The sequence below is a fragment of the Streptomyces sp. DT2A-34 genome, assembly GCF_030499515.1.
GTDB lineage: Bacteria > Actinomycetota > Actinomycetes > Streptomycetales > Streptomycetaceae > Streptomyces.
Map to the genome: position 1 here is coordinate 2677479 of NZ_JASTWJ010000001.1, position 26971 is coordinate 2704449.

The 26971-nt window shown below is 69.9% G+C and carries 22 protein-coding genes; 5 read left to right on the forward strand and 17 right to left on the reverse strand.

The annotated features are described in order from the left end of the window. Positions 1-104 precede the first annotated feature (104 nt). From QQM39_RS11575 to QQM39_RS11590, 4 genes are all read right to left on the reverse strand, one after another. Positions 105-2552 (reverse strand): [protein-PII] uridylyltransferase, encoded by a 2448-nt coding sequence (locus QQM39_RS11575; RefSeq protein WP_301996613.1) that lies wholly within the window; start codon positions 2550-2552, stop codon positions 105-107. 68 nt (positions 2553-2620) lie between these two features. Next, positions 2621-2959 (reverse strand): P-II family nitrogen regulator, encoded by a 339-nt coding sequence (locus QQM39_RS11580; RefSeq protein ID WP_003997576.1) that lies wholly within the window; start codon positions 2957-2959, stop codon positions 2621-2623. Next, a complete protein-coding gene (locus QQM39_RS11585) occupies positions 2956-4308 on the reverse strand; it encodes an ammonium transporter (RefSeq protein ID WP_301996614.1) in 1353 nt (450 codons plus the stop codon). The genes QQM39_RS11580 and QQM39_RS11585 overlap by 4 nt, the downstream gene beginning before the upstream one ends. A gap of 337 nt (positions 4309-4645) precedes the next feature. Next, entirely contained in the window at positions 4646-6139 is a 1494-nt protein-coding gene (locus QQM39_RS11590) for a hypothetical protein (RefSeq protein ID WP_301996615.1), read from the reverse strand. Positions 6140-6597: 458 nt separating this feature from the next. Between QQM39_RS11590 and QQM39_RS11595 the strand changes: the two genes are divergently transcribed. Continuing rightward, complete coding sequence (locus tag QQM39_RS11595; protein WP_301996616.1) at positions 6598-7254, forward strand: bifunctional DNA primase/polymerase; 657 nt, start codon at positions 6598-6600, stop codon at positions 7252-7254. A 124-nt stretch (positions 7255-7378) separates the two neighbouring features. Here the strand turns inward: QQM39_RS11595 and ftsY are convergent, their stop codons facing one another. After that, on the reverse strand, positions 7379-8587 hold the full coding sequence (ftsY, locus tag QQM39_RS11600; RefSeq protein ID WP_302003550.1) for a signal recognition particle-docking protein FtsY: 1209 nt from the start codon (positions 8585-8587) through the stop codon (positions 7379-7381). A gap of 106 nt (positions 8588-8693) precedes the next feature. Here ftsY and QQM39_RS11605 point away from each other — a divergent pair, with 106 nt between their 5' ends. Both QQM39_RS11605 and QQM39_RS11610 read left to right on the forward strand, forming a co-directional pair. Continuing rightward, complete coding sequence (locus QQM39_RS11605) at positions 8694-9665, forward strand: LLM class flavin-dependent oxidoreductase (protein WP_301996617.1); 972 nt, start codon at positions 8694-8696, stop codon at positions 9663-9665. A gap of 53 nt (positions 9666-9718) precedes the next feature. Then, positions 9719-10096 carry a hypothetical protein gene (locus QQM39_RS11610; protein ID WP_301996618.1) on the forward strand — a complete coding sequence of 126 codons (378 nt, stop codon included), beginning with the start codon at positions 9719-9721 and terminating at the stop codon, positions 10094-10096. A 127-nt stretch (positions 10097-10223) separates the two neighbouring features. On the opposite strand, the gene QQM39_RS11615 is transcribed toward QQM39_RS11610, so the two are convergent. The 4 genes from QQM39_RS11615 to QQM39_RS11630 all read right to left on the reverse strand — a co-directional run bounded on the left by QQM39_RS11615 (position 10224) and on the right by QQM39_RS11630 (position 16624). Next, positions 10224-11639, reverse strand: coding sequence for a sugar porter family MFS transporter (locus tag QQM39_RS11615; protein WP_301996619.1), 1416 nt, complete (start codon positions 11637-11639; stop codon positions 10224-10226). Between the two features lie 216 nt (positions 11640-11855). Continuing rightward, positions 11856-15503, reverse strand: coding sequence for an AAA family ATPase (locus QQM39_RS11620; protein ID WP_301996620.1), 3648 nt, complete (start codon positions 15501-15503; stop codon positions 11856-11858). A 252-nt stretch (positions 15504-15755) separates the two neighbouring features. After that, complete coding sequence (locus QQM39_RS11625; protein WP_007493378.1) at positions 15756-15959, reverse strand: hypothetical protein; 204 nt, start codon at positions 15957-15959, stop codon at positions 15756-15758. Positions 15960-16342: 383 nt separating this feature from the next. Further along, a complete protein-coding gene (locus QQM39_RS11630; protein ID WP_301996622.1) occupies positions 16343-16624 on the reverse strand; it encodes an acylphosphatase in 282 nt (93 codons plus the stop codon). A gap of 152 nt (positions 16625-16776) precedes the next feature. On the opposite strand from QQM39_RS11630, the gene QQM39_RS11635 reads away from it, so the two are divergent. Both QQM39_RS11635 and QQM39_RS11640 read left to right on the forward strand, forming a co-directional pair. Continuing rightward, positions 16777-17949, forward strand: a complete 1173-nt coding sequence (locus QQM39_RS11635) for a CAP domain-containing protein (RefSeq protein WP_301996623.1) — start codon at positions 16777-16779, stop codon at positions 17947-17949. Positions 17950-18110: 161 nt separating this feature from the next. Next, positions 18111-18512: a helix-turn-helix domain-containing protein gene (locus QQM39_RS11640; protein ID WP_301996624.1), complete on the forward strand. Its 402-nt coding sequence runs from the start codon at positions 18111-18113 to the stop codon at positions 18510-18512. Here QQM39_RS11640 and mutM read toward each other — a convergent pair. The 8 genes from mutM to QQM39_RS11680 form a co-directional block, all read right to left on the reverse strand. Next, entirely contained in the window at positions 18485-19345 is an 861-nt protein-coding gene (mutM, locus tag QQM39_RS11645; RefSeq protein WP_301996625.1) for a bifunctional DNA-formamidopyrimidine glycosylase/DNA-(apurinic or apyrimidinic site) lyase, read from the reverse strand. The two genes, QQM39_RS11640 and mutM, sit on opposite strands and share 28 nt — an antisense overlap. 108 nt (positions 19346-19453) lie before the next feature. Further along, positions 19454-20290: a ribonuclease III gene (gene rnc / locus QQM39_RS11650; protein ID WP_302003551.1), complete on the reverse strand. Its 837-nt coding sequence runs from the start codon at positions 20288-20290 to the stop codon at positions 19454-19456. Between the two features lie 19 nt (positions 20291-20309). Then, a complete protein-coding gene (gene rpmF / locus QQM39_RS11655) occupies positions 20310-20483 on the reverse strand; it encodes a 50S ribosomal protein L32 (protein WP_003951102.1) in 174 nt (57 codons plus the stop codon). A 2-nt stretch (positions 20484-20485) separates the two neighbouring features. Then, the gene (locus tag QQM39_RS11660) at positions 20486-21130 is read right to left on the reverse strand and encodes a DUF177 domain-containing protein (protein WP_301996626.1); all 645 of its coding nucleotides are present in this window, start codon (positions 21128-21130) and stop codon (positions 20486-20488) included. Positions 21131-21268: 138 nt separating this feature from the next. After that, the gene (locus QQM39_RS11665; RefSeq protein WP_301996627.1) at positions 21269-22348 is read right to left on the reverse strand and encodes an ATP synthase F0 subunit B; all 1080 of its coding nucleotides are present in this window, start codon (positions 22346-22348) and stop codon (positions 21269-21271) included. Positions 22349-22406: 58 nt separating this feature from the next. Further along, entirely contained in the window at positions 22407-22886 is a 480-nt protein-coding gene (gene coaD / locus QQM39_RS11670; RefSeq protein ID WP_301996628.1) for a pantetheine-phosphate adenylyltransferase, read from the reverse strand. A 26-nt stretch (positions 22887-22912) separates the two neighbouring features. Next, positions 22913-23614, reverse strand: a complete 702-nt coding sequence (rsmD, locus tag QQM39_RS11675) for a 16S rRNA (guanine(966)-N(2))-methyltransferase RsmD (protein WP_301996629.1) — start codon at positions 23612-23614, stop codon at positions 22913-22915. Next, entirely contained in the window at positions 23611-26841 is a 3231-nt protein-coding gene (locus QQM39_RS11680; protein ID WP_301996630.1) for a helicase-related protein, read from the reverse strand. The genes rsmD and QQM39_RS11680 overlap by 4 nt, the downstream gene beginning before the upstream one ends. Positions 26842-26971 lie beyond the last annotated feature (130 nt).

Sequence of the window (26971 nt, forward strand, 5' to 3'; positions counted from 1 at the left end):
CGCTCGCGGTCCTCGGGGTCGGTGGCAGCTGGGAATCGCCCTCCAGGGTATCCCGGCGGCGCAGGTTGCCGGGATCCCTGGGTGCAGAGCCTTTGAACAGGGTCTCAGCCCCGCAACGTCTCCTCCAGCTTGCGCGCCACGGAGGCCGCTTCCTCGCTGGGCAGCGGCGCCCCTTCGGGGCCTGTGACATAGAACGCGTCCACGGCGTTCGCACCCAGGGTGCTCACATGCGCACTGCGCACCCGCACGCTCGCGTCCTCCAGCGCCCGCCCGATCCGGAACAGCAGCCCCGGCGCGTCCTGTGCGCGCACCTCGATCACCGTGGCCAGCCGGGAGGCGGCCGGGTGGACCGACACCCTCGCCGCCGGCGGCACCACGCCCCGCCGGCGCGGATAGGCGGCGTCCCGCTCGGCGAGGCGGCCCGCGATGTCCAGGGAGCCGTCCAGGGCCCGTACCAGGTCGGCACGGAGCCGGGCGGCCTGCGGCAGGGAGCCGTACTCGGCGGCGACCCGCCAGTCCAGCAGCAGGACGGAGCCCTCGACGCCGTCCGGCAGATCCAGGGCGCGCAGTTCGGCGGTGCGCACGGTCAGGCGGTGCATCGCCAGGACGCCGGCCACCGCGGGCAGCACGCCCGACTGGTCCGGTACGGCGATGAGGAGCTCCACGCCGAGCGGCTCCGGGTCGCCCGAGGGCTGCTCCTCGGTCGGCGGCTCGGTCTGCGCGCGCAGCGACAGCACCGGGCTGCCCGTCGCGACCGCCTCGATGGCGAGCCGCTCCTGCTCGGCGGTGGGCGCGGCGGCCTCGGGCTCGTCGAGGTCGTCCCCGGCCAGCACGGCCGCGACCCGTTTCACCAGGTCGGCGACGAGCGAACCCCGCCACGACGACCAGGCCGCCGGGCCGGTGGCCAGGGCGTCCGCCTCGGTCAGGGCGTGCAGCAGCTCCAGGGTGCCCTGGGAGCCGACCGCCTCGGCGACCGCGCGCACGGTGGCCGGGTCCTCCAGGTCACGCCGGGTGGCCGTCTCGACGAGCAGCAGGTGATGGCGTACCAGGGTGGAGAGCACCGTCACGTCGTCGCGGTCGAAGCCGATGCGGGCGGCCACGTCCTTGGCAATGATCTCGCCGGCCACCGAGTGGTCACCGGGCCAGCCCTTGCCGATGTCGTGCAGCAGCGCGGCGACCAGGAGGAGGTCGGGGCGGTGCACGCGGCGAGTGAACTCGGAGGCGCGGACGGCCGTCTCGATGAGGTGCCGGTCGACGGTCCAGATGTGCACGGCGTTGCGCTGCGGGCGGCAGCGCACCCGCTCCCAGTCGGGGAGGAAGCGAGTGATCAGCCCTTCGGCCTCCAGGGCCTCCCAGACCTCGACCGTGGGCCGCCCGGAGCCCAGCAGGGTCACGAGCTGCTCACGTGCCTCGGCGGGCCAGGGCGTGGGCAGCGGGCGCACGGAGCCAGCCATGCGCCGTACGGCGTGCAGGGAGAGCGGGAGTCCGGCCTGCGCGGCGGCGGCCGCTGCACGCAGCGGGAGCACAGGGTCGCGTTCGGGGCGCGCGGCGCGGGCGAGCACCACCTCGCCGTCCTGCTCCACCACGCCCTCGGCGAGTGGGGACCTTTCAGCAGTGGGCTTGCCGCCGCCCAGCATGGCGCGCAGACGCGGCCGCACAGCGCGCGAGCGCAGCACACGCCCCACTTCGCGCCACGTGACATCGCTCGCATACGAGATGACCCGCGCCGCCTCGTACACCTGCCGCAGCAGCGTGTCCGCGTCTAGCAGGCCCAGCTCGGCCGCGACCTGGTCCTGCTCCTGAAGCGCGAGCCGGTCCGTCGCCCGCCCGGTCGTCAGATGCAGGGCGTCACGCGCGTCGAGCAGCCGGCGCCGGGCGTCGGCGAGACCCTCGCGCGGGGCGTCGGCCAGCCAGGAGGCGGCGACGGCGCGCAGGATGGTGGCGTCCCGCAGGCCGCCGCGCGCTTCCTTCAGGTCGGGTTCCAGGAGGTACTGCAGCTCGCCCTGGCGCTCGGCGCGCTCGGCGGACAGCTCCTGGAGTTCGGGCAGGCGCTTGGGCGCCTGGTTGCGCCAGTCGGCGAGGACCGCCGTCCGCAGTCCGGCGGTGAGGCCGAGGTCGCCCGCGATGTGCCGGGCGTCCAGCAGGCCCAGCTGGACCTTGAGGTCCTCACCCGCGGTCTTGCGGGCCTCGGCCGGTGTGCGCACGGAGTGGTCGAGGGCGAGACCGAGGTCCCAGACGGGGTACCAGATGCGGTCGGCCAGGGCGGCCACCGCGTCCGAGTCGCTGCCGTCGTGCAGCAGGAGCAGGTCCAGGTCGCTGCGCGGGGACAGCTCGCCGCGGCCGTATCCGCCGACGGCGACCAGGGAGACGCCGCGCAGCCCCTCGGCGCCGGCGGCGAACAGGCCGGTCAGCCAGTCGTCGGTCAGCTCCGCGAGCGCCGAACGGCGCGGCGGCCCGGACTGCGCCCCCTCGGTGAGGAGGTGCAGCCGGGCCGCCGCGTAGCCGCTGGGTCCCGAGTCCTCTGCATCCTTACGAACGTCCGTACTCGACACCCAGCGACTCCTGTCCTTCTTCTTCTCTCAGAGCGCGTTCTCTTGGAGTTCTTCCCTGAGTTCTTCCCTCAGAGCGCGTCCGGTCCACGCTCGCCGGTCCGCACCCGGACGGCCGTCTCGACCGGCAGGGACCAGACCTTGCCGTCACCGATCTTGCCGGTGCGGGCGGCCTTGACGATGACGTCGATCAACTGCTCGGCGTCGTCGTCCTCGGCCAGCACCTCGATGCGGATCTTCGGGACCAGGTCGACGGTGTACTCGGCACCGCGGTAGACCTCGGTGTGGCCCCGCTGACGACCGTAGCCGCTCGCCTCGGTGACCGTCAGGCCGTGCACGCCGAAGGCCTGGAGGGCTTCCTTGATCTCGTCGAGCCGGTGAGGCTTGACGACGGCGGTGATGAGCTTCATGCGTCCACCTTCTTGCTCGAAGCTGCGGCGACCGGGGCCGTGACCGCGGCCTTGGCCGCACCGCCACCGGCGCCACTGAAGTCGTATGCGGTCTCGGCGTGCTCGGCCTGGTCGATGCCGGCGACCTCCTCGTCCTCGGAGACCCGCATACCGATGGTCTTGTGGAGGACGAAGGCGAGAAGCGCGGAGACGATCAGGGAGTAGGCGAGGACACCACCGACACCGGCGAGCTGCTTCCACAGCTGGTCGAACTTGTGGTCGCCGTAGAAGACACCCGTCGCATCCGACTGACCCTTACCGCTGGCGAAGAAGCCGATCAGGATCGAGCCGACGATACCGCCGACGAGGTGGACGCCGACGACGTCGAGCGAGTCGTCGTAGCCGAACTTGTACTTCAGACCCACGGCCATGGCGCACAGGACACCGGCGATGGCACCGACGGCGATCGCACCGATCGGGGTGACCGCACCACCGGCCGGGGTGATGGCGACCAGACCGGCGACCGCGCCGGAGGCAGCGCCCAGAGTGGTGAACGCGCCGTGGCGGATCTTCTCGTAGATCAGCCAGGCCAGCATGGCGGCGGCGGTGGCGACCTGCGTGTTGACGAACATCAGCGTGCCGACGCCGTCGTCGTTGCCGAGCCACGAACCGGCGTTGAAGCCGAACCAGCCGAACCACAGCAGACCGGCGCCGAGCATGACCAGCGGGAGGCTGTGCGGACGCATCGGGTCCTTCTTGAAGCCGACGCGCTTGCCGATGACGAGGATCACACCGAGCGCCGCGGCACCCGCGTTGATGTGGACCGCCGTACCACCGGCGAAGTCGATCACGCCCATGTCGAAGGCCCAGCCGCCATCGCCCCAGACCCAGTGGGCGACCGGGAAGTACACGACGGTGGCCCACAGCGCGATGAACAGCGCCCATGCCGAGAACTTCACGCGGTCCGCGAGAGCGCCGCTGATCAGGGCGGGCGTGATGATCGCGAACATCAGCTGGAAGACGAAGAAGGCCAGCAGCGGGATGTTGTACGTCGTTCCCGCCGAGCTCCACAGCTCGCCCTTGTCGACGCTGCTGAGGCCGATCCAGTCCGAGTTCCAGCCGATGAGGCTGCCGGAGTCGGTACCGAAGGCGAGGGAGAAGCCGTACAGCACCCACAGGATGGTGACGATCCCCAGGCTGATGAAGCTCATCATCAGCATGTTCAGGGTGCTCTTGACGCGGACCATGCCTCCGTAGAAGAAGGCCAGGCCCGGCGTCATGAGCATCACCAGGGCGGAGCAGATGAGCATGAAACCTGTGTTGGCGGCAGAGAGCTCCGTCTCTGCGGCAAGCGTGATGGCTGGTGCCATCGGCGTCTCCTCGTCGTTTGGTACGGCCCCGTGCGGGCGGAAGCCTGAGCGGATTGAGGGGTGGGCCGGTTATGCGCCAAGAGATTGACGCAGCGGAGTTTCGATGGAAGCCCCTCGTTGTTTCGCCGCCGTGACGAAGGCGCCCTGCGTGTTACGCGTTGATGAACTGCGAGATGCTCGGCTGCACGATCGTTATCGTGGCGCAACCTTCACTGGAGGTAAGAGAACCGGCCGCGGTCGGCCTTCCGATGACCTGGCATGGGGGAGCCGAGTCGGGCGGTTCGAGAGGGCCGGCCGCGGCCGGGGTTCTGGGGATTCCCGGGGAATCCTCTGGAGCTCAGACCGCCTCCGCGGTCTCCGGCAACTCCACGGCGAGCTTGTCGGTGAGGTCCACGACCTCGGCGAGATCCCCGAAGTCGCGTACAGCCGTGTCGACCGTCTTTCGAATACGAGTGGTGACGCGCTCCGAGCGCACCTTCTTGGCGACCCGCATGGCCTGTTCGGCGTAGACCGCGCTCTGCTCGGGCTCGCGCCGCAGCAGATGGACCGTGGCCATGCCGATGAGGTTCAGCGCATACGACCGCTGGTGCTCGACGTCCTTCGCGAACAGGTCCACGGCCTGCTGCATCACGGGTTCGGCCAGTGAGGCGTACGTCGGGCTGCGGCCGGCGACGTAGGCGAGGTCACGGTAGGAGTGGGAGTTCTCGCCGTACAGCTCGGCCTCGGAGAAGAAGCGGATCCAGTCGGGGTCCGGCTCGTCCCACTCGTCGGCCTCGGCGAAGGTGTCCTCGGCCATCCGGACCGCCCGCTTGCACTTGCCGGGCTGGCCCATGTTGGCGTAGGCGCGGGCCTCCATCGCATACAGCATCGACTGGGTGCGCGGGCTCGCGCAGTCCCGGCTGCCGTACTGCGCGAGGTGGATCAGCTCCAGGGCGTCGTCGGGCCGGCCGAGGTGGATCATCTGGCGGCTCATGCTGGAGAGGATGTACGAGCCGAGCGGCCGGTCGCCCGCCTCCTTGGCGGCGTGCAGCGCGAGGACGAAGTACTTCTGCGCGGTGGGCTGGAGCCCCACGTCGTACGACATCCAGCCGGCCAGCTCCGCCAGCTCGGCGGCGACCTTGAACAGCTTCCTGGTGGTGGCCTCCGGATGGGGCTCCTGGAGCAGGTCGGTCACCTCGTGCAACTGGCCGACGACCGCCTTGCGGCGCAGACCGCCGCCGCACTGGGCGTCCCACTGCCGGAACATCACGGTGGTGGACTCCAGCAGGTCCAGCTCGGGCCTGGACAGGCGGCCACGCGCGCGTGAGGACGGGATGGGCCGGGGCTCCTGGTACGGCGCCGGGGGCGCGGGGACCAGCCAGCGCTGCATCGGTTCGATGAGGGCCGGGCCCGCGGACAGGGCCAGCGAGCTCCCGAGGAAGCCGCGCCGCGCCAGCATCAGGTCGCTGCGCGAGAACTCACTGAGCAGGGCCACCGTCTGCGGGCCCGTCCAGGGCAGGTCGACGCCGGACACGGAGGGTGACTGGCGGGCGGCGCGCAGGCCGAGGTCCTCGACGGAGACGACGCAGCCGAAGCGCTCGGAGAACAGCTCGGACAGGATCCGCGGGATCGGCTCGCGGGGGTTCTCGCCGTCCAGCCAGCGGCGTACGCGCGAGGTGTCGGTGGAGATGTGGTTGGCGCCCAACTGGCGGGCGCGGCGGTTCACTTGGCGGGCGAGCTCGCCCTTCGACCAGCCGCTCCGCACGAACCAGGACGTGAGCAGCTCGTTCGGGCGCTTGTCAGCGTGCGATGCGCTACCGGCACTCGTACCGCTTCCGCTGTTGCCGCTCACTGGAACGCCCCCATCCCTTGGACCACTTGTCACCGAGTGCGCCAAGCCCTATCAGAATGCCGGTAAATACGGTCGCTCGTCCGGCGGTTGTCACCCTTCGAACGGAAAGCCGACTTGCCTCCGGCATACCCACCCGTGCATGTGCCCCGAGGGGCCGTGCACTCACAGTAATCCTACGATCACGCCCCCAGCCATGGCGATCCCGGAATCGCCACCATTCGCCACCCCTTCGAATGAACTAACGGTGGCCTCTACGCGATTCACTTGACATAGGACGGCCGGAAGTGGGCAGAGCGAAGCACTCAGGGGCGCGTGTCGCCGGGCCCACAACCCTGAGTACTTCCAGGCGCCGCGTTGATCGAGCAGGGACAGCGGGTAACCGGCGATCCAGGGACACACAGGGTCACGATCCGAATCCGCGCCGTAACCACCGGCGCGCTGGACCCGTTGGAGGGGGCATGGGCTTCACGATCGGCGGCATCCGGGAGATCCGCTCCGGCTCGCGACGACGCGGCCGCTCCTCGGAGTGCACCACCGTCGCCGAGTTCACCGGACTGTGGGGCTGGGACGTCGTGCCCGGCGCGCGAGCCGCGGCGGGCGCCTGCTCGTGCGGCCGCTCCGACTGCCACGCCCCCGGCGCACACCCCCTCGACTTCGCACCCGAGGTCCCGGCCGGGGCCACACTCGACCAGGTCGGCAAGGCCTGGGCGGAGGTCCCGGGCGCCGCGGTGATGCTGCCGGTCGGGCGGGCCTTCGACGTGATCGAGGTGGCCGAGCCCGCCGGACGCCGCGCGCTGACCCGGCTCGAACGCATGGGCCTCCCCCTCGGCCCGGTCACCGCCACCCCGGAGGGCCGCGCCCACTTCTTCGTCGCCCCCGGCGCCGCCGCCGAGCTCCCCGAGCTCCTCTACCGCATGGGCTGGGACGACCCGACCCACCTCGACCTGCGCGGCCTCGGCCCGGGTACGCACATCACGGCACCGCCGTCCGACCGGGGCGGCCTGGGGCCGGTGCGGTGGCTGCGGCCGCCCGAGCTGGATTCGGCTACGAAGCCGCCGACGGCGCGGTTGGTGCTGGGGACGCTGGCTTACGTGGCGCATCGGTCGCGAGCGTAACGGCGGTAGCGCAGGGCACACCCGTCACAGTCGTACACAGCGAAGCGCCCGTCCCCCAACTGCACCTTGGGAGGCGGGCGCTTCTTCGGCCGAGCACATACGAAAGTTCGTAGGTGAGGTGGGGTCACTCCCCGATAAGGGCGTCAACGAACGCCTCCGGCTCGAACGGCGCCAGGTCGTCGGCCCCCTCGCCCAGGCCGACCAGCTTCACCGGCACGCCCAGCTCACGCTGGACCGCGATGACGATGCCGCCCTTGGCCGTGCCGTCCAGCTTGGTGAGCACGATGCCGGTGATGTCGACGACCTCGGCGAAGACGCGGGCCTGGACCAGGCCGTTCTGCCCGGTCGTCGCGTCCAGCACGAGCAGGATCTCGTCCAGCGGCGCGTGCTTCTCGACGACCCGCTTGACCTTGCCGAGCTCGTCCATGAGACCGGTCTTGGTGTGCAGGCGGCCGGCGGTGTCGATGAGGACGACGTCCGACCCCATCTCCTTGCCCTCCTTCACCGCGTCGAAGGCCACGGAGGCGGGGTCGCCGCCCTCCGGCCCGCGCACGGTGTAGGCGCCGACGCGCTCGCCCCAGGTCTGGAGCTGGTCGGCGGCGGCGGCACGGAAGGTGTCGGCGGCGCCCAGGACCACGCTGCGACCGTCGGCCACGAGGACGCGGGCGAGCTTGCCGGTGGTGGTGGTCTTGCCGGTGCCGTTGACGCCGACGACCATCACGATGCCGGGCTTGCTGGTCTCCGGCTCGGTCTTGACCGTGCGGTCGAAGTCGGTGCCGACCAGCTTGAGCAGCTCCTCGCGCAGCAGGCCGCGCAGCTCCTCGGGGGTGCGGGTGCCGAGGACCTTCACGCGCTCACGCAGCCCGTCGACGAGCTCCTGGGTGGGCAGCACGCCGACGTCGGCGGTGAGCAGCGTGTCCTCGATCTCCTCCCAGGTGTCCTCGTCGAGGTGCTCGCGCGACAGGAGCGTGAGCAGCCCCTTGCCGAGGGCGTTCTGCGAGCGGGAGAGCCGGGCGCGCAAGCGGATCAGGCGGCCGGCGGTGGGCTCCGGGACCTCGATCTCGACAGGCGGGAGCTCTTCGACGACGGGGGGTTCCTCGACGGCGGTCGGGGCGCCGCCGGGAAGGTCCACCTCCTCTATGGTCCGGCGCGGTTCGTCGCGCGGTGTCTCGGCCTCGTCGCCGACGTGCGGCTCGGCCGGAGGGGCGGTGATGTCGGGGGCGGCTGGGGGCGGCGGGGGCAGCTGCTTCTTGCGTCGGCTGCCGACGATGAGCCCGCCGAGCGCGCCGAGCACGACCACGGCGATGACTACAGCAAGGATGAGGATGTCCATAACGCGTCCAGTATCGGCCATGGAATATGGGTTACGCCGACCTGGATGTCTGACACACCGTCAGCTAACGTCCTCCCCCACACCCGCCCGGTGAAGGGGGACCCCCATGCCCGTCACGGTCGTACGCTTCAACCTCGTCGAGCCCGACGCGACCCCCGCCTCGCTCGCCGCCCGCTATCGGGCGGCCCTGGAGATGGCCGCGTACGCCGACGAGCACGGCATCAGCACTGTGCAGACCGAGGAGCACCACGGCGCCGACAACAACTGGCTCCCCTCCCCCTTCTCCTTCGCGGCCGCGGTCTTCGGCGCGACGCGCCGGATCGCGGTCACCGTCTCGGCGATCATCGGCCCGCTGCACGACCCGCTGCGGCTGGCCGAGGAGATCGCCGTACTGGACCTGCTGAGCGGCGGGCGGCTGGTGACGGTCGCCGGGATCGGATACCGGCCCGAGGAGTACGCCCTGTTCGACGTTGACTGGAAGCGGCGCGGCAAGCTCCAGGACGAGCTCCTCGACACCCTGCTCAAGGCCTGGACCGGCGAGCCCTTCGAGTACCGGGGCCGTACGGTACGGGTCACTCCGCGCCCGTACACCGATCCGCACCCGCTGCTGCTGGTCGGCGGCTCCTCGAAGGCCGCCGCCCGCCGGGCCGCCCGGCTCGGCCTGCCGTTCTTCCCCAGCGCGCATCTGCCGGAGCTGGAGTCGTACTACAAGGAGCGGCTCGTCGAGTACGGCACCGAGGGCTGGACGATGATGCCGGCCGCAGAGACGCCTCTGCTGCACGTGGCCGAGGATCCCGACCGGGCCTGGGCCGAGTACGGCGGGCACTTCCTGCACGAGGCGCGGACGTACGCCTCCTGGCAGTCCGGGGACGTACGGTCCGCCGTGAAGTCGGCGGCCACGACGGTGGAGGAGCTGCGCGCCGAGGGCGTGTACCGGATCGTGACGCCGGAGGAGTGTGTGGCGCTGGGGCACGCCAACTACGTCTTGCACCCGCTGTCGGGTGGGATGCCGGTGGAGGAGGGGTGGCGGAGCCTGCGGTTGTTCGCGGCGGAGGTGCTTCCGGCGCTGGAGGGCTGACCTGCGCCGATATCCGGTGGTCCCGCTGTGTCCTGGGCTGGTCCACTGGGCCCATGAGTCTGTGCGTGGATGTGTTCGTGCGGGACACGAACGGCGAGTGGCAGGTCCTCGACGTCCCGGAGGGATGCAACGACTCGGCCGGGTTCGAGTCCTGGCGCGAAACGGTGTGGGGCTCGGAGACGGTGCGCTCGCTGGGTGCCCGGTTCATGCCCGTGCTGGCCGTGAGCAACTTGTTCGTCGAGGCGGACACAGTCGCCGAATTCCTGGACGAGGTCGCGCTGCTGCGCGCGAACATCGAGCTGATCGCCACCACCACGCGCCGCCCGCGAGAACTCGCCGAACACCGGAGCGGGATCGAGAGGCGGCTGGACAACATCGAAGCGACCGCCCTGCGCGCCCGGGAGATCGGGGCCGGCGTCCTCGTCTGGTGAGGCACGAGATCGGGTGACGTACGAGAACCGCCGCCCCGGCTCGGGCAGTGGCCGAGCCGGGACGGCGGCGGGTTACGGGGAGAGGGGCAGCGGGGACTTGGCCCTTCTCCCCGAGTTCGGGGGCCGGTCAGCCCATCTCCTCCAGCTTCTTGCCCTTGGTCTCGGGCACGAACTTGAGGATGAACGGGATGGAGAGGAAGGCGAACACCGCGTACATCACGTACGTCAGCGACAGGTTCCAGTCCGACAGGTCCGGGAAGGTGATCGTGATGACCCAGTTGGCGATCCACTGGGCCGAGGCGGCCACGCCCAGGGCGGCGGCGCGGATCTTGTTCGGGAAGACCTCACCGAGCATGACCCAGACGACCACGCCCCAGGACAGGGCGAAGAAGAGGACGAAGGCGTTGGCGGCGATCAGCGCCACATAGCCCTGTGCGGTCGGCAGCGGGTCGTTGCCGTTCTGGAAGGAGAACGACCAGGCGGCCGCCGCGAGCGAGATGCCCATGCCTACGGAGCCGATGAGGGCGAGCGGCTTGCGGCCGATGCGGTCGACGAAGATCATCGCGATCACGGTGCCGATGATGTTGATGATCGAGGTCTCGAACGAGTAGAAGAACGAGCTCGACGGGTCGACGCCGACGGACTGCCACAGCAGGTTCGAGTAGTAGAAGATGACGTTGATGCCGACCAGCTGCTGGAAGACGGAGAGGCCGATACCGATCCACACGATCGGCAGCAGACCGAACCGCCCGCCCAGCAGGTCCTTGAACGTGGACTTGTGGTCGCTGCGCATGGCCTGGTCGATCTCGGCGACCCGGGCGTCCAGGTCCACGCCGCCCTCGACGTCGGCGAGGACCTTCTTCGCGTCGTCGACGCGGCCGACGCTGATCAGGTAGCGCGGGGACTCGGGGATGGCGAAGGACAGCAGACCGTAGATCACGGCGGGGACCAGCATCACGCCTAGCATCCACTGCCAGGCCTCCAGGCCCGCGACCGTCCCGCGCTCCTCGCCGTCGGCCATGTTGAGGATGGCCCAGTTGACGAGCTGGGAGACGGCGATGCCGATGACGATGGCGGCCTGCTGGAACGAGGCGAGCCTGCCGCGGTACGCGGGCGGGGCGACCTCGGCGATGTAGGCCGGGCCGATGACCGAGGCCATGCCGATGGCGATGCCGCCGAGGACACGCCAGGCGGCGAGGTCCCACGCGGCGAACGGAAGGCCTGAGCCGACGGCGCTCACGGCGAACAGCACCGCCGCGATCTGCATGACGCGGATGCGTCCGATGCGGTCGGCTATGCGGCCGGCGATAGCGGCACCGAGGGCGCTGCCGAGCAGGGCGCTGGCGGCGACGGTCCCGGTGACGCCGGAGCTGAGGTCGAACCGGGCCTGGATACCACCGTTGGCTCCGTTGATGACCGAGCTGTCGTAGCCGAAGAGGAAGCCGCCCATGGCGGCCGCCGCGGTGATGAAGACGACGTGCCCGAGGTGCTCGGGGTGAGCCGTCCTGGCTCCTGACGTCGGTGCCTGCGCTGTGCTGGTCACGTGTACTCCTCGGGCCACCGGCAACGCTGCCGGGTGGGGGTCAGCCGCTCCAAGTAGTGATACCTGAAGGTAAAAGGAACGTTGCAGAGACTATTCCTTCAAGTTCCGAAGTCAATAGTCGAGCTGCTGTGACTTTCGAGACGTGACTAGGTGAAATGTGTTCACTTCTTGAAGTGATGGGTTTGAAGTGCTCGCGATCGGGAACGACCGGCGGCGTCAGCGAAGCCGCTGGCTGATGACCTTGGACACACCGTCGCCCTGCATGGAGACGCCGTACAGCGCGTCGGCGACCTCCATCGTGCGCTTCTGGTGGGTGATCACGATCAGCTGCGAGGCTTCCTGCAGCTCCTGCATGATGCGGATCAGCCGCTGCAGGTTGGTGTCGTCGAGGGCTGCCTCGACCTCGTCCATGACGTAGAACGGGCTCGGCCGTGCCTTGAAGATCGACACGAGCAGGGCGACCGCGGTGAGTGAGCGCTCACCGCCCGAGAGCAGGGACAGCCGCTTGACCTTCTTGCCGGGGGGACGGGCCTCGACGTCGACGCCCGTGGTGAGCATGTTGTCGGGATCGGTCAGAATCAGCCGTCCATCGCCACCGGGGAACAGCCGGCTGAAGACGCCCTCGAACTCCCGGGCCGTGTCCCGGTAGGCCTCGGTGAAGACCTGCTCGACGCGCTCGTCGACCTCCTTGACGACCTGGAGCAGGTCGGCGCGGGTCTTCTTCAGGTCCTCAAGCTGCTCACTGAGGAACTTGTGCCGTTCCTCCAGCGCGGAGAACTCCTCCAGGGCGAGCGGGTTGACCTTGCCGAGCTGCTGGTAGGCGCGCTCGGCGGCCTTGAGCCGCTTCTCCTGTTCGGCCCGGACGAAGGGCTTGGGCTGGTTGCGGGGGTGCTCGGGGTCCTCGGGGAGCTGCTCGCCCTCGGCGGCCAGGGAGGGCGGTACGAGCTGGTGGGGGCCGTACTCGGAGACGAGCCCCGCCGGTTCGACGCCCAGTTCCTCCAGCGCCTTGGTCTCCAGCTGCTCGATCCGCATCCGCTTCTCGGCGCCGAGGACTTCGCCACGGTGGACGGAGTCGGTCAGCTTGTCGAGTTCGGCCTTGAGGTCGCGGCCTTCGTTCCGGGCGGCGGCCAGCTCCTGCTCACGCCGTGCCTTGGCGGCCTCGGCCGCGGTGCGCTCCTCGTCGGCGCGGGCGAGGGAGACCTCGACGTGCGCGAGGAGTTGGCGCGCACCGGAGGCGACGGCCTCGGCGACGGCCGCCTCGTTGCGCAGCCGGGCCCGCCGCTGCTCGGCACGCGCGCGTGCCTCGCGTTCGGCGCGGGCGGCCCGGTCGAGGGAGTCGGCACGTCCGGCGAGCCCCTTGACCCGTTCCTCGTGCGTACGGACCTGGAGCCGCGCTTCCATCTCGGTCTGCCGGGCGTTGGCGCCATCAGCGGCGAGACGGTCCCGTACCGACGTGTCGGGTTCCTCCTCGACCGGCATCTCCTCGGCGACGGCGAGCCGTTCGGCCAGCTCCTCGACGTCCTGGAGGGCCTTGTCGAGCGCCTCCTGCGCCCGCGCGGCGGCGGCGACGGAGCGCTCCGCTTCGCCCGCCGCGCCCCTTGCCTGGCCTGCGAGCCGGCCGAGCTGCTGAGCCACGGCGGACTTCTCCCGGTCGGCCGCCCGGCGCCGCTCCCCCAACTCCTCGACGGACGCCGCGGATGCCTTGCGGCGCTCGGCCGCCGCCTGCTGGGCCTCGGCGAGCTCTTCGCAGCGGACGGCCAGCTCTTCCAGTTCTGCGGCGGCCTCGTCCACGGAGGCCTGTACTTCGAGAAGGCTGGGGGCGCCCGCGGAGCCGCCGTGCGCGAAGTGGGCGCCGAGGAGGTCGCCTTCGGCGGTTACGGCGGTGAGGTCGGGGTGGGCGTAGACGAGGTCCTCGGCGTCTTCGAGGGTGGGGACGACGACGATGCCGTGGAGGAGACGGCGTACGGCGGGCATGAGCTCGGAAGGGCCGCGGACGAAATCTGCCGCGAAACGCTCCGCGGGTTGTGCCGCGACAGGAAGTGCCACGTCATGTCGTCGGGCGTCTGCGGGTTCGTCGTGGCTGGGCGCGCCCCGCGGCGGAGCCGCAGATTGATGCAGCCCCGCGCCCCTGCGGGGCGCCTCCGGCGTACCCGCCAGCAGCAGCGATGCCCGGCCCCCGTCCTGCTTCCGCAGCAGCCTGATTGCATCGGCCGCCGCCGAAGCTGACGTCACCGCGATCGCGTCCGCCGCCGCCCCGAAAGCCGCCGCCAGCGGGACCTCGTACCCCGGCGTCACCGTCAGCAGTTCCGCAGCCGGGCCCAGCAACCCCGTGAGGCGGTCCTTCGCGCCGAGCAGCGCGCCCGTGCCGTCCTTGCGGCGCAGGCCGAGCGCCAGCGCCTCGTGGCGGGCCTGGGTCGCGGCGCGCGCCCGTTCCGCCGCGGTGGCCGCCTCGCGGGCTGCGGTGAGCGCGGCCTCCGCCTCCGCGAGTTGCTGCTTCGCCGCCTCGTGCTGCTCGCCCAGTTCCGCGTCGCCGGCGTCCAGGCCGTCGACCTCGGCCTTCAGCGCCTCGTACTCCTCCTGAGCGGCGAAGGCCCGCTCCTGCGCCTCGTCCCGGGCGGCGGCCAGGCGGTCGATCTCGGCCTGGGCGGAGGCCGCACGTGAACGGGCCGCGTTGACCTGCCCGTTCAGCCGGGCCAGTCCCTCGCGGCGATCCGCGATGGCGCGGGCGACGTCCTTCAGGCGCCGTTCTTCCTGCGTGAGCTCCCGTTCCAGTTCGGCACGGTGAGCGACCGTGTCCTCCAGGGCCCGCTCGGCCGCCTCCAGGGCCGCTTCCAGCTCGGCCTCCTGCTCGCGGATGCGGGCGGCCTCGCGCTCCATGTCCTCGGGGTCACGGCCCCGGCGTTCCTCCGGCGGCGCGGACGTCGCGCTCTTCACGCGCGCGTCGGCCAGCGAGATCGTGCCGCGGACCCGCTCGGCGAGCTGGGACAGCTCGTACCAGGTCTGCTGGGCCCGCTGGAGGCGCGGCGTGAGCTGCCGTACCGCGTCCTCCAGGAGCGCCTCGCGCTGGAGCGCCTTCTTCAGCTGCTGCTCGGCGGCCTCCTTGCGCTCCTTCAGCGCGGCCTCGTCGGCGACCTCGGCCTGGAGCGCCTCACGGAGCCGCACGAGATCGTCGGCGAGGAGGCGGAGGCGGGCGTCGCGCAGATCCGCCTGGATGACAGCGGCCCGGCGCGCCACCGCCGCCTGGCGGCCCAGCGGCTTCAACTGCCGGCGCAGCTCGTCCGTCAGGTCCTGCACGCGCGCGAGGTTGGCCTGCATCGCGTCCAGCTTCCTGAGGGCCTTCTCCTTGCGCTTGCGGTGTTTGAGGACGCCCGCGGCCTCCTCGATGAAGGCGCGGCGGCCCATGGGGTCGGCGTGCAGGACGGAGTCGAGCTGGCCCTGGCCGACGATGACGTGCATCTCACGGCCGATGCCGGAGTCGGACAGCAGCTCCTGGATGTCGAGCAACCGGCAGGTGTCGCCGTTGATCTGGTACTCGCTGCCGCCGTTGCGGAACATGATCCGCGTGATGGTGACCTCGGAGTACTCGATGGGCAGCGCCCCGTCGGAGTTGTCGATGGTCAGCGACACCTCGGCGCGCCCCAGCGGCGGGCGGCCGGTGGTGCCGGCGAAGATGACGTCCTCCATCTTGCCGCCGCGCAGCGACTTGGCGCCCTGCTCACCCATGACCCAGCTGAGCGCGTCCACCACATTGGACTTGCCCGAGCCGTTCGGACCCACGACGCACGTGATTCCCGGCTCGAACCGGAGCGTGGTCGCCGAGGCGAACGACTTGAACCCGCGGAGGGTCAGGGCCTTGAGGTGCACGCCGCTGGACTCTACCTTCCGCCCGGATGTCACTCCATGAACCAACGGTTTCACCGATGAACGTGCAGGGCACACCAGACGTTAAAGAGGGTGAAAGGATGCGCGGGCAGTAAAGCCGGGGGCAAGAAGAAGGGACGCCGAAGCGTCCCTTGCAACTTCTGACGGCTGGCGGGCCAGTCGCCTGACAACTACTTAGCGGTTGGATACGGGCCGCCCAACCACTGCTTGTGCTGTTGTGGAGCGGTGCAGTGATCAGGTGAGCGCAGGCTCCGCCTGGTGTGCGTCGATGCTCTCCATGATCCTGTCGTGAGAAGCGGCAGCCTGCAGAGCGTCGTTCTCCGCCTGGATTCGTCCGAGTTCGGATTCCAGATCCTGGACACGCTGCTGGAGCCGTCGCATCTCGGCGAGGAGTCGAGGGTCGGAGCCGCCGACGTAACCGAGAAGCGCCTTTGCCATGATGGATGGTCCTCCACACTGAGTGACCGACCGATGCGGTGTGGGTCGTGAGGGATTCGCACCCGCGGTTGCTTGGCAGGCCTGGAGTTGTGCTGCCGTTCAGCCACGCCAAACAGCTCAGGTGCGCGGGGCTTTCAGCGTCTCACCAAAAAGTTTGACGGTCAACACGATCACGCCCCGTATTGGGGGGCAAACCCGGGGGCACACGGCCGAATGGCGGCTGCGCGGCGACTCCTGCGGGCCCCTGGGGGCGTGGCGATCATCCTTACGTCCGGAGCCTGCCACTGCAAGCGGTTCTTGGCAACCACCTGCTTCTTTCCACTCGGGGCAGTTGCCGGGGGCACGTCCTTCCGCTTGCACCAGGGCCGTTTTACAGATCCGGCTCAGCGGATGGCGAAGCCGTCGTAACCCCCGCGAGGTGTGTCCCAGATCTCGGTGACACCGTCCACACGTCCGGGCGTGTCGTCACCCTGAAGCCAGTCCAGGAGTCCCTCACAGCCTTCCTGGGCTCCCTCCGCGACGACCTGGACCCGTCCGTCGTCCAAATTGAGAGCAAAACCACTCAGGCCGCCGATCTCGAGCGCCTTGGCCCGCGTGAACCAGCGAAAACCCACACCTTGGACGCGTCCACGCACCCAGGCGACCAGCCGTACATCCTCGCTCATGAGTGCAACCTAACGGGCCAATACCTCTCCGGGCACTTCCTCCCCTGGCGCCATGGGGTACCGTCCCCACCCAATGAATCTCATATGAAACTCACTCGATCGTGTGAGTTCTGTGAGGACGTTGAGACCGCACGGACGAGGAAGGCCAGGACATGGGACGCCACCGACGCTCCGCCGCCGGCCGCGCCGCCACGGGCCGCGCCACGGGGGTCACACATACGGACGGCTCTTATACGGAGGGCCACCCCCCACGGGACTCGCACACGAGCGACCACCCTCCGAAGATGGGCATCGCGCCCTACCTGAACCCGGAGGCGTACGCCGAGGCCTACGCGAAGAGCGACGCCTACCTGTTCGCCACAGACGACGACTTCGACCTGGTGACCGGCCCCACGACCTTCCCGAGCGACGCCGCATCCGCCGGCGGCTCGGCCCCGGGCGCGACCACCGCGGTCCTTCGCAGTGACGGCTTCACGCCCGCCGGCGACTCCCGGCGACCCGGGGGCGGCTCGCACCGCCGCCGCAAGAAGAGGGCCGTGGCCCCGGTGAAGACCGGGCTGCTCGGCGTCTCCGCGGCGGTCGCGCTGGGCACCGTCGCGGTCGCCACCGGCGTGGTGCCCGGCATCGACAACTACCAGCTCGGCGGTTCGAGCGGCGCGGACAAGGTGCAGGCCGCCGACACCCCGACCAACTCCCCGAGCGAACAGGGCGGCACCTCCAACAACGCCGAGAGCCAGGACGACGGCGGCTCGACGAGCCGCGACGCCCAGCGGCCCGCCTCGCCGTCCCCGTCGACCTCGTCGGCCGCACCGACGAAGACCCCGTCGAAGAAGCCCTCGGCCACGCCCAGCCAGAAGCCGAAGGAGACCCCTTCGCGTACGGCCACGAAGGCGCCCGAGAAGGCACCGGAGAAGGAGAAGACCAGCGCCCCGGTGACGGTGTCCGCGGAGGCCGCCGCCGCGGCCGAGGTGCTGAGGCTCGTGAACGACGAGCGCGCACAGGTGGGCTGCAGCGCCGTCGCCGCCAACAGCTCGCTTGCCGATCTGGCCCAGGACTTCAGCGAGGACATGGCCGCGCGGGGCTTCTTCGACCACACCGACCCCAGCGGCGCCTCCCCGTGGGACCGGGCCGCGAAGGCGGGCATAACCGACCTCGGCGGCGAGAACATAGCCCGCGGCCAGGCCGACGCGGCCGCGGTGATGGACGCCTGGATGAACAGCCCCGGCCACAAGGCCAACATCCTGAACTGCGACTTCAAGACGCTCGGGGTCGGTGTGCACTTCGGCTCCGGCGGGCCCTGGTGGACGCAGGACTTCGGGTACTAGGAGCAGCACGTACAACGCCAGGGCTCCCATCCGGTGAGGTGACCGGCTGGGAGCCCTTCGTGCGTCAGCGTCTACGCGGCGATCGCGGCGCACCTCCCGAAAGACTAACGATAAGTTAGCGCAAACTCTGCGTTAGCGCTGCATGCGAGTACGCTTGAGCTATGGACACCACGCAGGAGCGCACGGAGGTGCAGGACCTCCCGTACAACGTGTTCGCCAAGCTCTGCCCCTCGCGCGGCACGCTGGGACACGTCACGGGCCGCTGGGGCGGACTCACCCTGGGCGCCCTGTACGAGGGCTCGCTGCGCTTCAACGAGCTGCGCCGCCGGGTCGACGGCGTCAGCGAGAAGATGCTGTCCCAGACGCTGCACGCCCTGGAGCGCGACGGCCTGGTGCACCGCGAGGCCCAGCCGACCAATCCGCCCCGGGTCGACTACGAGCTGACGCCGCTGGGCCGCGGGGTCGCCGAGCGGCTGCTGGCCCTCATCCACTTCGTGGAGGGACAGATGGACGACGTACTCGAAGCACGCCGGCGTTACGACGAGACGCGCGGCGCCCTCTGACACTTCGGGCAGAAGTAGCTGGACCGGTTCATCCAGGGCCGCCGGCGCATCGGCGTACCGCACCGCTTGCACGGCAGCCCTTCACGGCCGTACGCGTCCAGCGACCGGTCGAAGTAGCCCGACTCGCCGTTGACGTTGACGTACAGGCTGTCGAAGCTCGTGCCGCCCACCGCGAGGGCGGCGTTCATGACGTCCCTTATGTGGCCCAGGAGTTCGAGGCTGCGCGGGCGGGTGAAGGTCGCGGTCGGGCGGTCGTAGTGGAGGCGGGTGCGCCAAAGAGCCTCGTCCGCGTAGATGTTGCCGACTCCGCTGATCAACGACTGGTCGAGCAGGGCCCGTTTGATCGTGGTGCGCTTGCGGCGCAGGGCCTGGTGGAAGGCCTCGTCGTCGAAGAGCGGGTCGAGTGGGTCGCGGGCGATGTGGGCGATGACGTCGGGCAGGCCGCCCTGGGTGTTGTCGTGCAACGACAGGCCGCCGAAGGTGCGTTGGTCGACGAAGCGCAGTTCGGTGCCGAGGGCGTCCGCGAACCGCACGCGGATCCTGAGGTGCTTCTCGTCGGGCGCGCTCTGCGGCTGCACCAGCAGCTGGCCGCTCATCCCGAGGTGCGCCAGGATCGACTGGTGCGTGTCCTCCAGGGGCAGCCACAGGTACTTGCCGCGACGGCTCGGCATGCCGATCCGGTGGCCCTTGAGGCGGTGCGCGAAGTCGTCCGCACCGGCGATGTGCCGACGTACGGCACGCGGGTGCAGCACCTCGGCGTCGGCGACGGTGCGATGGGCGACCCACCGCTCCAGACCGCGCCGTACTACCTCGACCTCGGGCAACTCGGGCATGGTTCCCCCGTACTCCCCCGTGTTTCTACGACCGTGTTTCTACGACTGAGGATATGAGCCGAGCGCCCGGCCCACGGCGGGCACGGGCGCTCGGATCGCGCTGTTCGGTCAGGCGGAGGCCGATGACGCGTCGGCGTCGGGCTCGAGCTCAGGCTCGGGCTCGAGCTCAGGCTCGGGCTCAGGCTCGACGGCATCTGCTGCCGCCTTCGCCTTCTCGGCACGCTCGTCCGCCGCGGCCTTGATGGACCGCCACGCGGATTCCGCGGCCTGCTGCTCCGCCTCCTTCTTGCTGCGGCCGGTGCCGGTGCCGTACGAGACGCCTCCGACGCGGGCGGCAGCAGTGAAGGTCTTCTCGTGGTCGGGGCCGGTCTCCGTGACCAGGTACTCGGGGACTCCGAGGCCTTCGATCGCGGTGAGCTCCTGGAGACTGGTCTTCCAGTCCAGGCCGGCTCCGAGGTTCGAGGACTTCTCGATCAGGGGGTCGAACAGGCGGTGCACCAGCTCCGCCGCCGAGTCCAGGCCCTGGTCGAGATAGACCGCGCCGATCACCGCTTCCAGGGTGTCGGCGAGGATGGACGCCTTGTCCCGGCCGCCCGTGCCCTCTTCACCGCGGCCGAGCCGGATGAAGGAGCCAAGGTCAAGGCCGCGACCGACCTCCGCCAGCGCACGCGAGTTGACCACCGCGGCCCGCAGTTTGGCCAGCTGGCCTTCGGGCAGGTCGGGGTGGGTGCGGTACAGCGTGTCCGTGACCACGAGGCCGAGGACGGAGTCCCCGAGGAACTCCAGGCGCTCGTTGGTGGGCAGACCGCCGTTCTCGTATGCGTAGGAGCGGTGGGTCAGCGCACGCACCAGAAGGGCGGACTCGAGCTTGTACCCGAGCCGCCCTTCCAACAGCGTGTGGGACGAGGCCGTGTTGTCCGCTGCGTTCTTCTTCGGCGTGGACACAGTGCCTCTCACCAGCCGCTCAGACCTCGAGGACCTGGCGCTTGTTGTAGGTGCCGCAAGACGGGCACGCGATGTGCTGCTGCTTGGGCTCGTGGCAGCGCTCGCACGCAACCAGGGTGGGGACCGCAGCCTTCCACTGCGACCGGCGGTGGCGCGTGTTGCTGCGCGACATCTTCCGCTTCGGAACAGCCACGGCTACTTCTCCTGCTTCTCGTCGACGCCCGGTTCGGCGCCGCTCATCTCGTCCTTCTCGCCGTCTTCGAGTGAACCGGCGAGTCCCTGCAGTGCCGCCCAACGGATGTCGACGGCGTCATGGTGGTGGTCCGGGTCGTCCGCGAGGCGTGCGCCGCACTCGGCGCACAGTCCCGGGCAGTCTTCCTGGCACACCGGCTGCATCGGCAGTGCGAGCACCACCGCATCGCGCAGCACGGATTCGAGGTCGAACAGGCCGTCCTCGAGAAAGAGTCTGTCCTCGTCGTCCTCGGCGTCGTCGCCGGGTTCCGCACCGTGGTGGTGGCGGCCCCGATCATCGGCGTCAGGGTACGAGAACATCTCCTGGAAGTCCGCTTCGACGTCGAGCTGAAGCGGCTCCAGACACCTTACGCACTCCCCCTCGGCCTGTGCACGGCCGGTGCCTGTGACAAGCACACCTTCCATGACCGACTCGAGTCGGAGTTCGAGCTCCACCGGGGCGCCTTCCGGCACCCCGACGACTCCCTGGATACCGAAGTCCTTGGGAGCGTCGACCGTGCGGGTCAGGCGCTGCAGCGCACCGGGCCGCCGGCCCAGCTCGTGCGTGTCGAACACGAGAGGGTTGCGGTGGTCGAGGCGGGCTGTCACGCCATTCCTGCTTTCGATCTGCTGAGCTCAGAGGGTTGCTGCCCTGTGGTGTTCCCGGGCAGCGGTGATCGCGGACGTACGCGCGACCGAAGAGCCAGGATACTGGACCTTTCCCTCACGGCCCAATCCGGTGGCCCCTTACTGGCCGCGCCCCTGCTCGTAGGCCCGCAGCTGCTCCGCGCTGATCATGCTGGTGTCGAAGAGGCTGGTCTCGTCGAGGGCGTAGCCGTCGTTGCCCTGCGAGGTCTGCTGCGCGGGCTGCTGCTGGGCCTGGTTCGGGTCGTAGGCGGCCTGTTGGGGGGCGTAGCCCTGGTAGGCGTAGGGGTCGGCCTGCTGGTAGCCGTACGGGTCCTGCTGGCCGCCGTAGCCCTGCTGGTAGCCGCCGTACGGATCCGCGTTCTGCTGCTGGTAGCCGTACGCCGGCTGCACGGCCGCCTGCTGGTCGTACTGCTGCTGTTGCCGTGCGGGCTGCTCGGCGGCGGCTGCCGGGGCGTCCTGCTCCGCGAGGGCGACGAGGTCGGCGAGGTAGTCGGCGTCGCTGGAGTGCTGGACGGTGCTGGTGTCATCGGCGAGGGCGCCGAGGTCGTCGGTGGCGATACGGCCGTGCAGCTTCTGGCGGCCGCGGCCGACGGCCTCCAGGGTCTTGGCCAGGACCGCCTCGAAGGCGCCGAGCTTGACGTCGACGTACTCGTCGGCGGTGCGGCGCAGAGTCTCCGGGTCGTGGCTGCGCTCGGGGGCGTCCTCGTCCTCGTAGCCCTGTTCGTCGATGCCGGGGCCGGTGCCGAGGAGCTTCTCGCGGCCGCGCCCGACGGAGCCGAGGGTCTTGGTGAGGACGACCTCGAAATTGGCGAGCTTGGAGTCGACGTAGTCGTCGGCCTCGGCGCGGATGTCCTCGGCCTCCTTGCGGGCCTCGGCGAGAATGCGGTCGGCCTCGGCCTGGGAGCGGCGGGCGACCTCGGTGTCGGAGATCAGCGAGCCGCGCTCGGCGTGCGCGGAGTGGATGATCCGCTCGGCCTCCTGACGGGCCTGCTCGACCATCTGCTCGCGGTCGCCGATCAGCTCCTGGGCCTGGGCGAGGGAGCCGGGCAGGGCCTCGCGGACCTCTTCGAGCATCGAGAGCAGTTCGGCTCGGTTGACCACGCACGAGGCCGACATGGGCATCGACCGGGCACCCGAGACGGCCGCGACGATCTCGTCGAGCTTCTTCTGTACGTCCACCGTGTGCTCGCCACTCTCTACAGCTGTGATGGAGACGGACGGGACGACTGTAGCCCCATCAGTCCCTGCGCAGGCGCTTGTTCAGGGCTTCGAGGACCACCGGGGGCACCAGGTGGGAGACGTCTCCGCCCCAGGTGGCGACTTCCTTGACGAGTGAGGAGGAGAGGAAGCTGTAGGTGGGGTTGGTCGGCACGAACAGCGTCTCGACGCCGGACAGGCCGTTGTTCATCTGGGCCATCTGCAGCTCGTAGTCGAAGTCGCTGACCGCGCGCAGGCCCTTGACGATGGCGGGGATGTCGCGCTGCTTGCAGAAGTCGACGAGGAGGCCGTGGAAGGCCTCGATCCGGACGTTGCCGTACTCGGCCGTGACCTGGCGGATCAGGTCGAGCCGTTCGTCGACCTCGAACAGGCCCTTCTTGGCCTTGTTGATCATGACTGCGACGTAGACCTCGTCGTACAGCCTGGAGGCGCGGGAAATGATGTCGAGGTGTCCGTTGGTGATGGGGTCGAACGACCCGGGACAGACGGCGCGGCGCACTTGTGATCCCTCGCTCTCCGGTCCGGTCATCGTGCGTCTTCGCACGTAGAGGCGGCGCGACCGTACCAAAACGTTCCCTCGCCGTAGCGACGGGCCCGGAGCGCTTCGAAGCCGTCCGGCCATCTGAATTCGCCGCCTCTGGTGCTGCGCTCCACGGTGACGAGAGCGTCCGGGGTGAGCCAGCCCCCCGAGCGGAGTGTGAGGAGAATCTCGCGAAGATCGTGATCTGTGACTCTGTACGGCGGGTCCAGGAAGACGAGGTCGTACGGCTCGGTCGGCGCCGGGGTCTGGATGATCTGCTCGGCTTTGCCCGACCTCACCTCGGCGCCGGGGAGGCCGAGATTCCTGACGTTCTCGCGGATGACGCGTGCGGCTCGGGCGTCGGCCTCGACGAGGAGGGTGTGGCTCGCGCCGCGGGACAGGGCTTCGAGGCCGACCGCGCCCGAGCCCGCGTAGAGGTCGAGGACTCGTTCGCCCTCCAGAGGGCCGCCGAGGAGGGACTGCCAGGTGGAGAAGAGGCCCTCGCGTGCGCGGTCGGAGGTGGGGCGTGTTCCCGTGCCGGGGGGCACGGCCAGACGACGTCCGCCGGCTGCGCCGGCGATCACGCGGGTCATCTTTGGTCCTTGGTTGTGGACGGCTTTAGGTCTCAGTGTGGCTGGTCGCGCCCGCGCGGCGGTAGCCGCATATGGATTACAGCCCCGCGCCCCTATAAGGGCGCTCCAGCTCACCCCTTCTCCAAGTACTGCTCCCTCTCCTCGTCCAAGAGAGCCTCCAGGGCCGTCCGTAGGCCGGGAAGTCCCGTCAGCTCCGGATCGGCGGCCACCAGCGCCGCCGCCTCCTCCCGTGCCTCCGCGATGATCTCCTCGTCCTCGATGACCGCCAGGACCCTCAGACTGGACCGCGCTCCCGACTGAGCCTGGCCCAGGACGTCGCCCTCGCGGCGTTGTTCCAGGTCGATGCGGGAGAGTTCGAAGCCGTCGAGGGTGGACGCGACGGCGTTGAGGCGCTGGCGGGCCGCGCTGGCCTCCGGCATCTCGGTGACCAGGAGGCAGAGGCCGGGGGCGGAGCCTCGGCCCACTCGGCCGCGCAGCTGGTGGAGCTGGGAGACGCCGAAGCGGTCGGCGTCCATGATCACCATCGCCGTGGCGTTGGGGACGTTCACGCCGACCTCGATGACCGTCGTGGCGACCAGGACGTCCGTCTCGCCGGCGGCGAAGCGGCGCATGACGGCGTCCTTGTCGTCGGGGTGCATCCTGCCGTGCAGGACCTCGACCTTGAGGCCTTGGAGAGGCCCCTTGGAGAGCTGGTCCGCCACGTCGAGGACCGCGAGCGGCGGGCGCTTCTCCGCCTCGTCCTCGGGGGACTTCTTCTTGCCGGCCTTCTTCGGGTCGTCCTCCTCGTCGCCGATGCGGGGGCAGACGACGTACGCCTGGTGGCCGTTCTCCACCTCCTCCCGCACCCGCTCCCAGGCGCGGGCCAGGAAGTGGGGCTTGTCGGCGGCCGGGACGGCATGGCTGGCGATCGGGGAGCGGCCGGCCGGGAGCTGGTCGAGGACCGAGGTCTCCAGGTCGCCGAAGACGGTCATGGCGACGGTGCGTGGGATGGGGGTCGCGGTCATGACGAGCAGATGCGGGGGCTGCTTTCCCTTGCCGCGCAGGGCGTCGCGCTGCTCGACGCCGAAGCGGTGCTGTTCGTCGACCACGACCAGGCCGAGGTCGTGGAACTGCACCTTGTCCTCGATCAGCGCGTGTGTGCCGATCACGATCCCGGCCTCCGCGGTGACCAGGTCGAGCAGGGCCTGGCGGCGGGCGGCCGCGCCCATGGACCCGGTCAGCAGGACCACCTTCGTGGCCTGCTCGGCCCCGCCCAGCATCCCGCCCTCGGCCAGCTCGCCCATCATCTCGACGATGGAGCGGTGGTGCTGCTGGGCGAGCACTTCTGTGGGCGCGAGCATCGCGGCCTGGCCGCCGGCGTCGACGACGGCGAGCATGGCTCGGAGGGCCACCATGGTGTTGTGGGTCACCGTGAAGTTGTCGGTGATGTATGCGTGGCTCGGGTGAGCCACGCTGATGCACTGGGCCGGCTTTCGCCCCACGTACTCGACCGCGCGGATTCCCCGCCGGAAGGTGTCGTCCTTCGGCCGGGGCCGGACGCGTTCGACCTTGCGGGGCAGTCGGAACGGCACGTACTCGTCGGGCAAGGCAACCGACACGTTGAACGCATCTCGTTTCGGCAGGACGCGCGCACGGCCGCCCAGCGAGCGCACGAGCCAGGCGACATCGTCCGCAAGCCTGCGCGAGGCCGTGCAGAGCGACAGGCTCATACCGTCCGCATGGATCGTGCCGTCGGTGTCCAGGAGCCCTTGCAACAGAGCGAGACGGTTCTTGGCCGACGTGTTCTTGAAAGCGTCGGGAACGAATTTGCCAGGCGACGTCTCGCCGCACAGGTTCAGGTCCCGCAGAGTCCGGATCACGGGGTTGCGGACACTGCCGGCAGGCTGGGAAAGCTGGATCGTGTAGTCGCAGCGGGAACCCTTTACAGGCACCAGACGGCATTCCGGCGCCACGGCGGCCGCCACGGCATCGCGAATCTCGTCGTCGATCGTGGACAGACGGAGATCGTGACGCAATGAGCCGCTCCCGAGGAGAAGGCCGAACAGGTAGGGGTCCAGCGGCAGCCCCGAGTCGCCGCCGAGATCGACCGGTGCTGCCGCTGGGAGGTACCACTTCGAGGACCCGTCTGCCTTCAACGTGTCGAGACGGATCTCCCGCGTCGTCATGATCTTGGGAGCCTGGCCCCGCTGCCACCCACCACTCGTGCCGACGATCCAGAGGTGTTCGTCGTCGCACTCCACGGAACTTCCGTCGGAGAGGACCAAACGCCACACATCGCGTTCTCCTTGTGGGAAGACGCCGTCGATCAGCGCGAGCTCCCCATTCGGCACGACGACTTCGTCACCCACACTCATGTCACCCATCCGACGGAAACCGGAGGGTGTGAGCACGAGCGAGTCGAGGGGTTGCGCCTTGCCCGATCCGACCTCGCCCTGGAGCAGCCGGTGCATCGGGTGTTCGGTGGCGAGGTCGTCGAAGATCTCTTTGGAGACCTTCTTCTGGCCCTCGGTGAGGGTGAAGGGGAGGCGGTCGTCGAAGGCCGCCAGGAGGCCGTCCGGCTTGGGTTTGCGGGCCACCGCCGGGAGTTGGGCGTCGGCGTGACGGCGGCGGGCCAGGGCGACCTGGAGGACGAAGGCCTCGTCCCACTTGAGGCGGGAGCGGGCGTCCTCGATGTCCGCCTTGGTGTGCGGGCGGTGGATCTTCAGGAGAGCCTCGGGGAGGGAGACCAGGCCGCGGCCCTCGCGGAGGGAGTCCGGGAGGGGGTCTACGGCCTCCTGGGCGCTGGGCAGGACCGTCTGGATCGCCTTGCCGATCTTCCAGGACTCCAGTTTGGCGGTGGCTGGGTAGATGGGGATCAGGGCGCCGGCCCAGGTCTCGACCGTCTCCGCTGCCTCGTCGTCGGCGCCGCGCAGCAACTCGTATGCCGGATGCGCCAGTTGGAGGCGGCGGTTGAAGACGGAGACCTTGCCCGCGAACATCGCGCGTGTGCCCGGCAGGAGCTCCTTGTGGGGCTTGTGAACGCCGTTGCCGAAGAAGACCAGTTGGAGGCGGCCGCTGCCGTCCGTGATCGTGACTTCGAGGCGCTGGCCCTTGCCGCGGGGGGCCCTGCTGGAGGCGAAGGTGTGCAGGCGGGCGTCGGCGACCATCGCGACCACCGTGACGTGCTCGTCCATGGGGAGGTCGGCGAGGTGGGTGAGCTGGCCGCGCTCCTCGTATCTGCGGGGGTAGTGGTGCAGGAGGTCGCCGACGGTGTGCAGGCCGAGATGCTCGGCCATCACCTTCGCGGTGGGAGGGCCGAGCACTTTCTTCAGTGGTTCTTCCAGTGCGGGCACGAGATCCATTCCACACCACGGCACTGACAATGCCGTAGCGGTCGTGGCGGCCGTGTTGGTAAACGTCCCGGAAACCCCTGGTCAGGCGGCTCGTTCCGGCTCTAGGATGGCGCGCTCCGGCCATCCTTTCCGCGGTCAC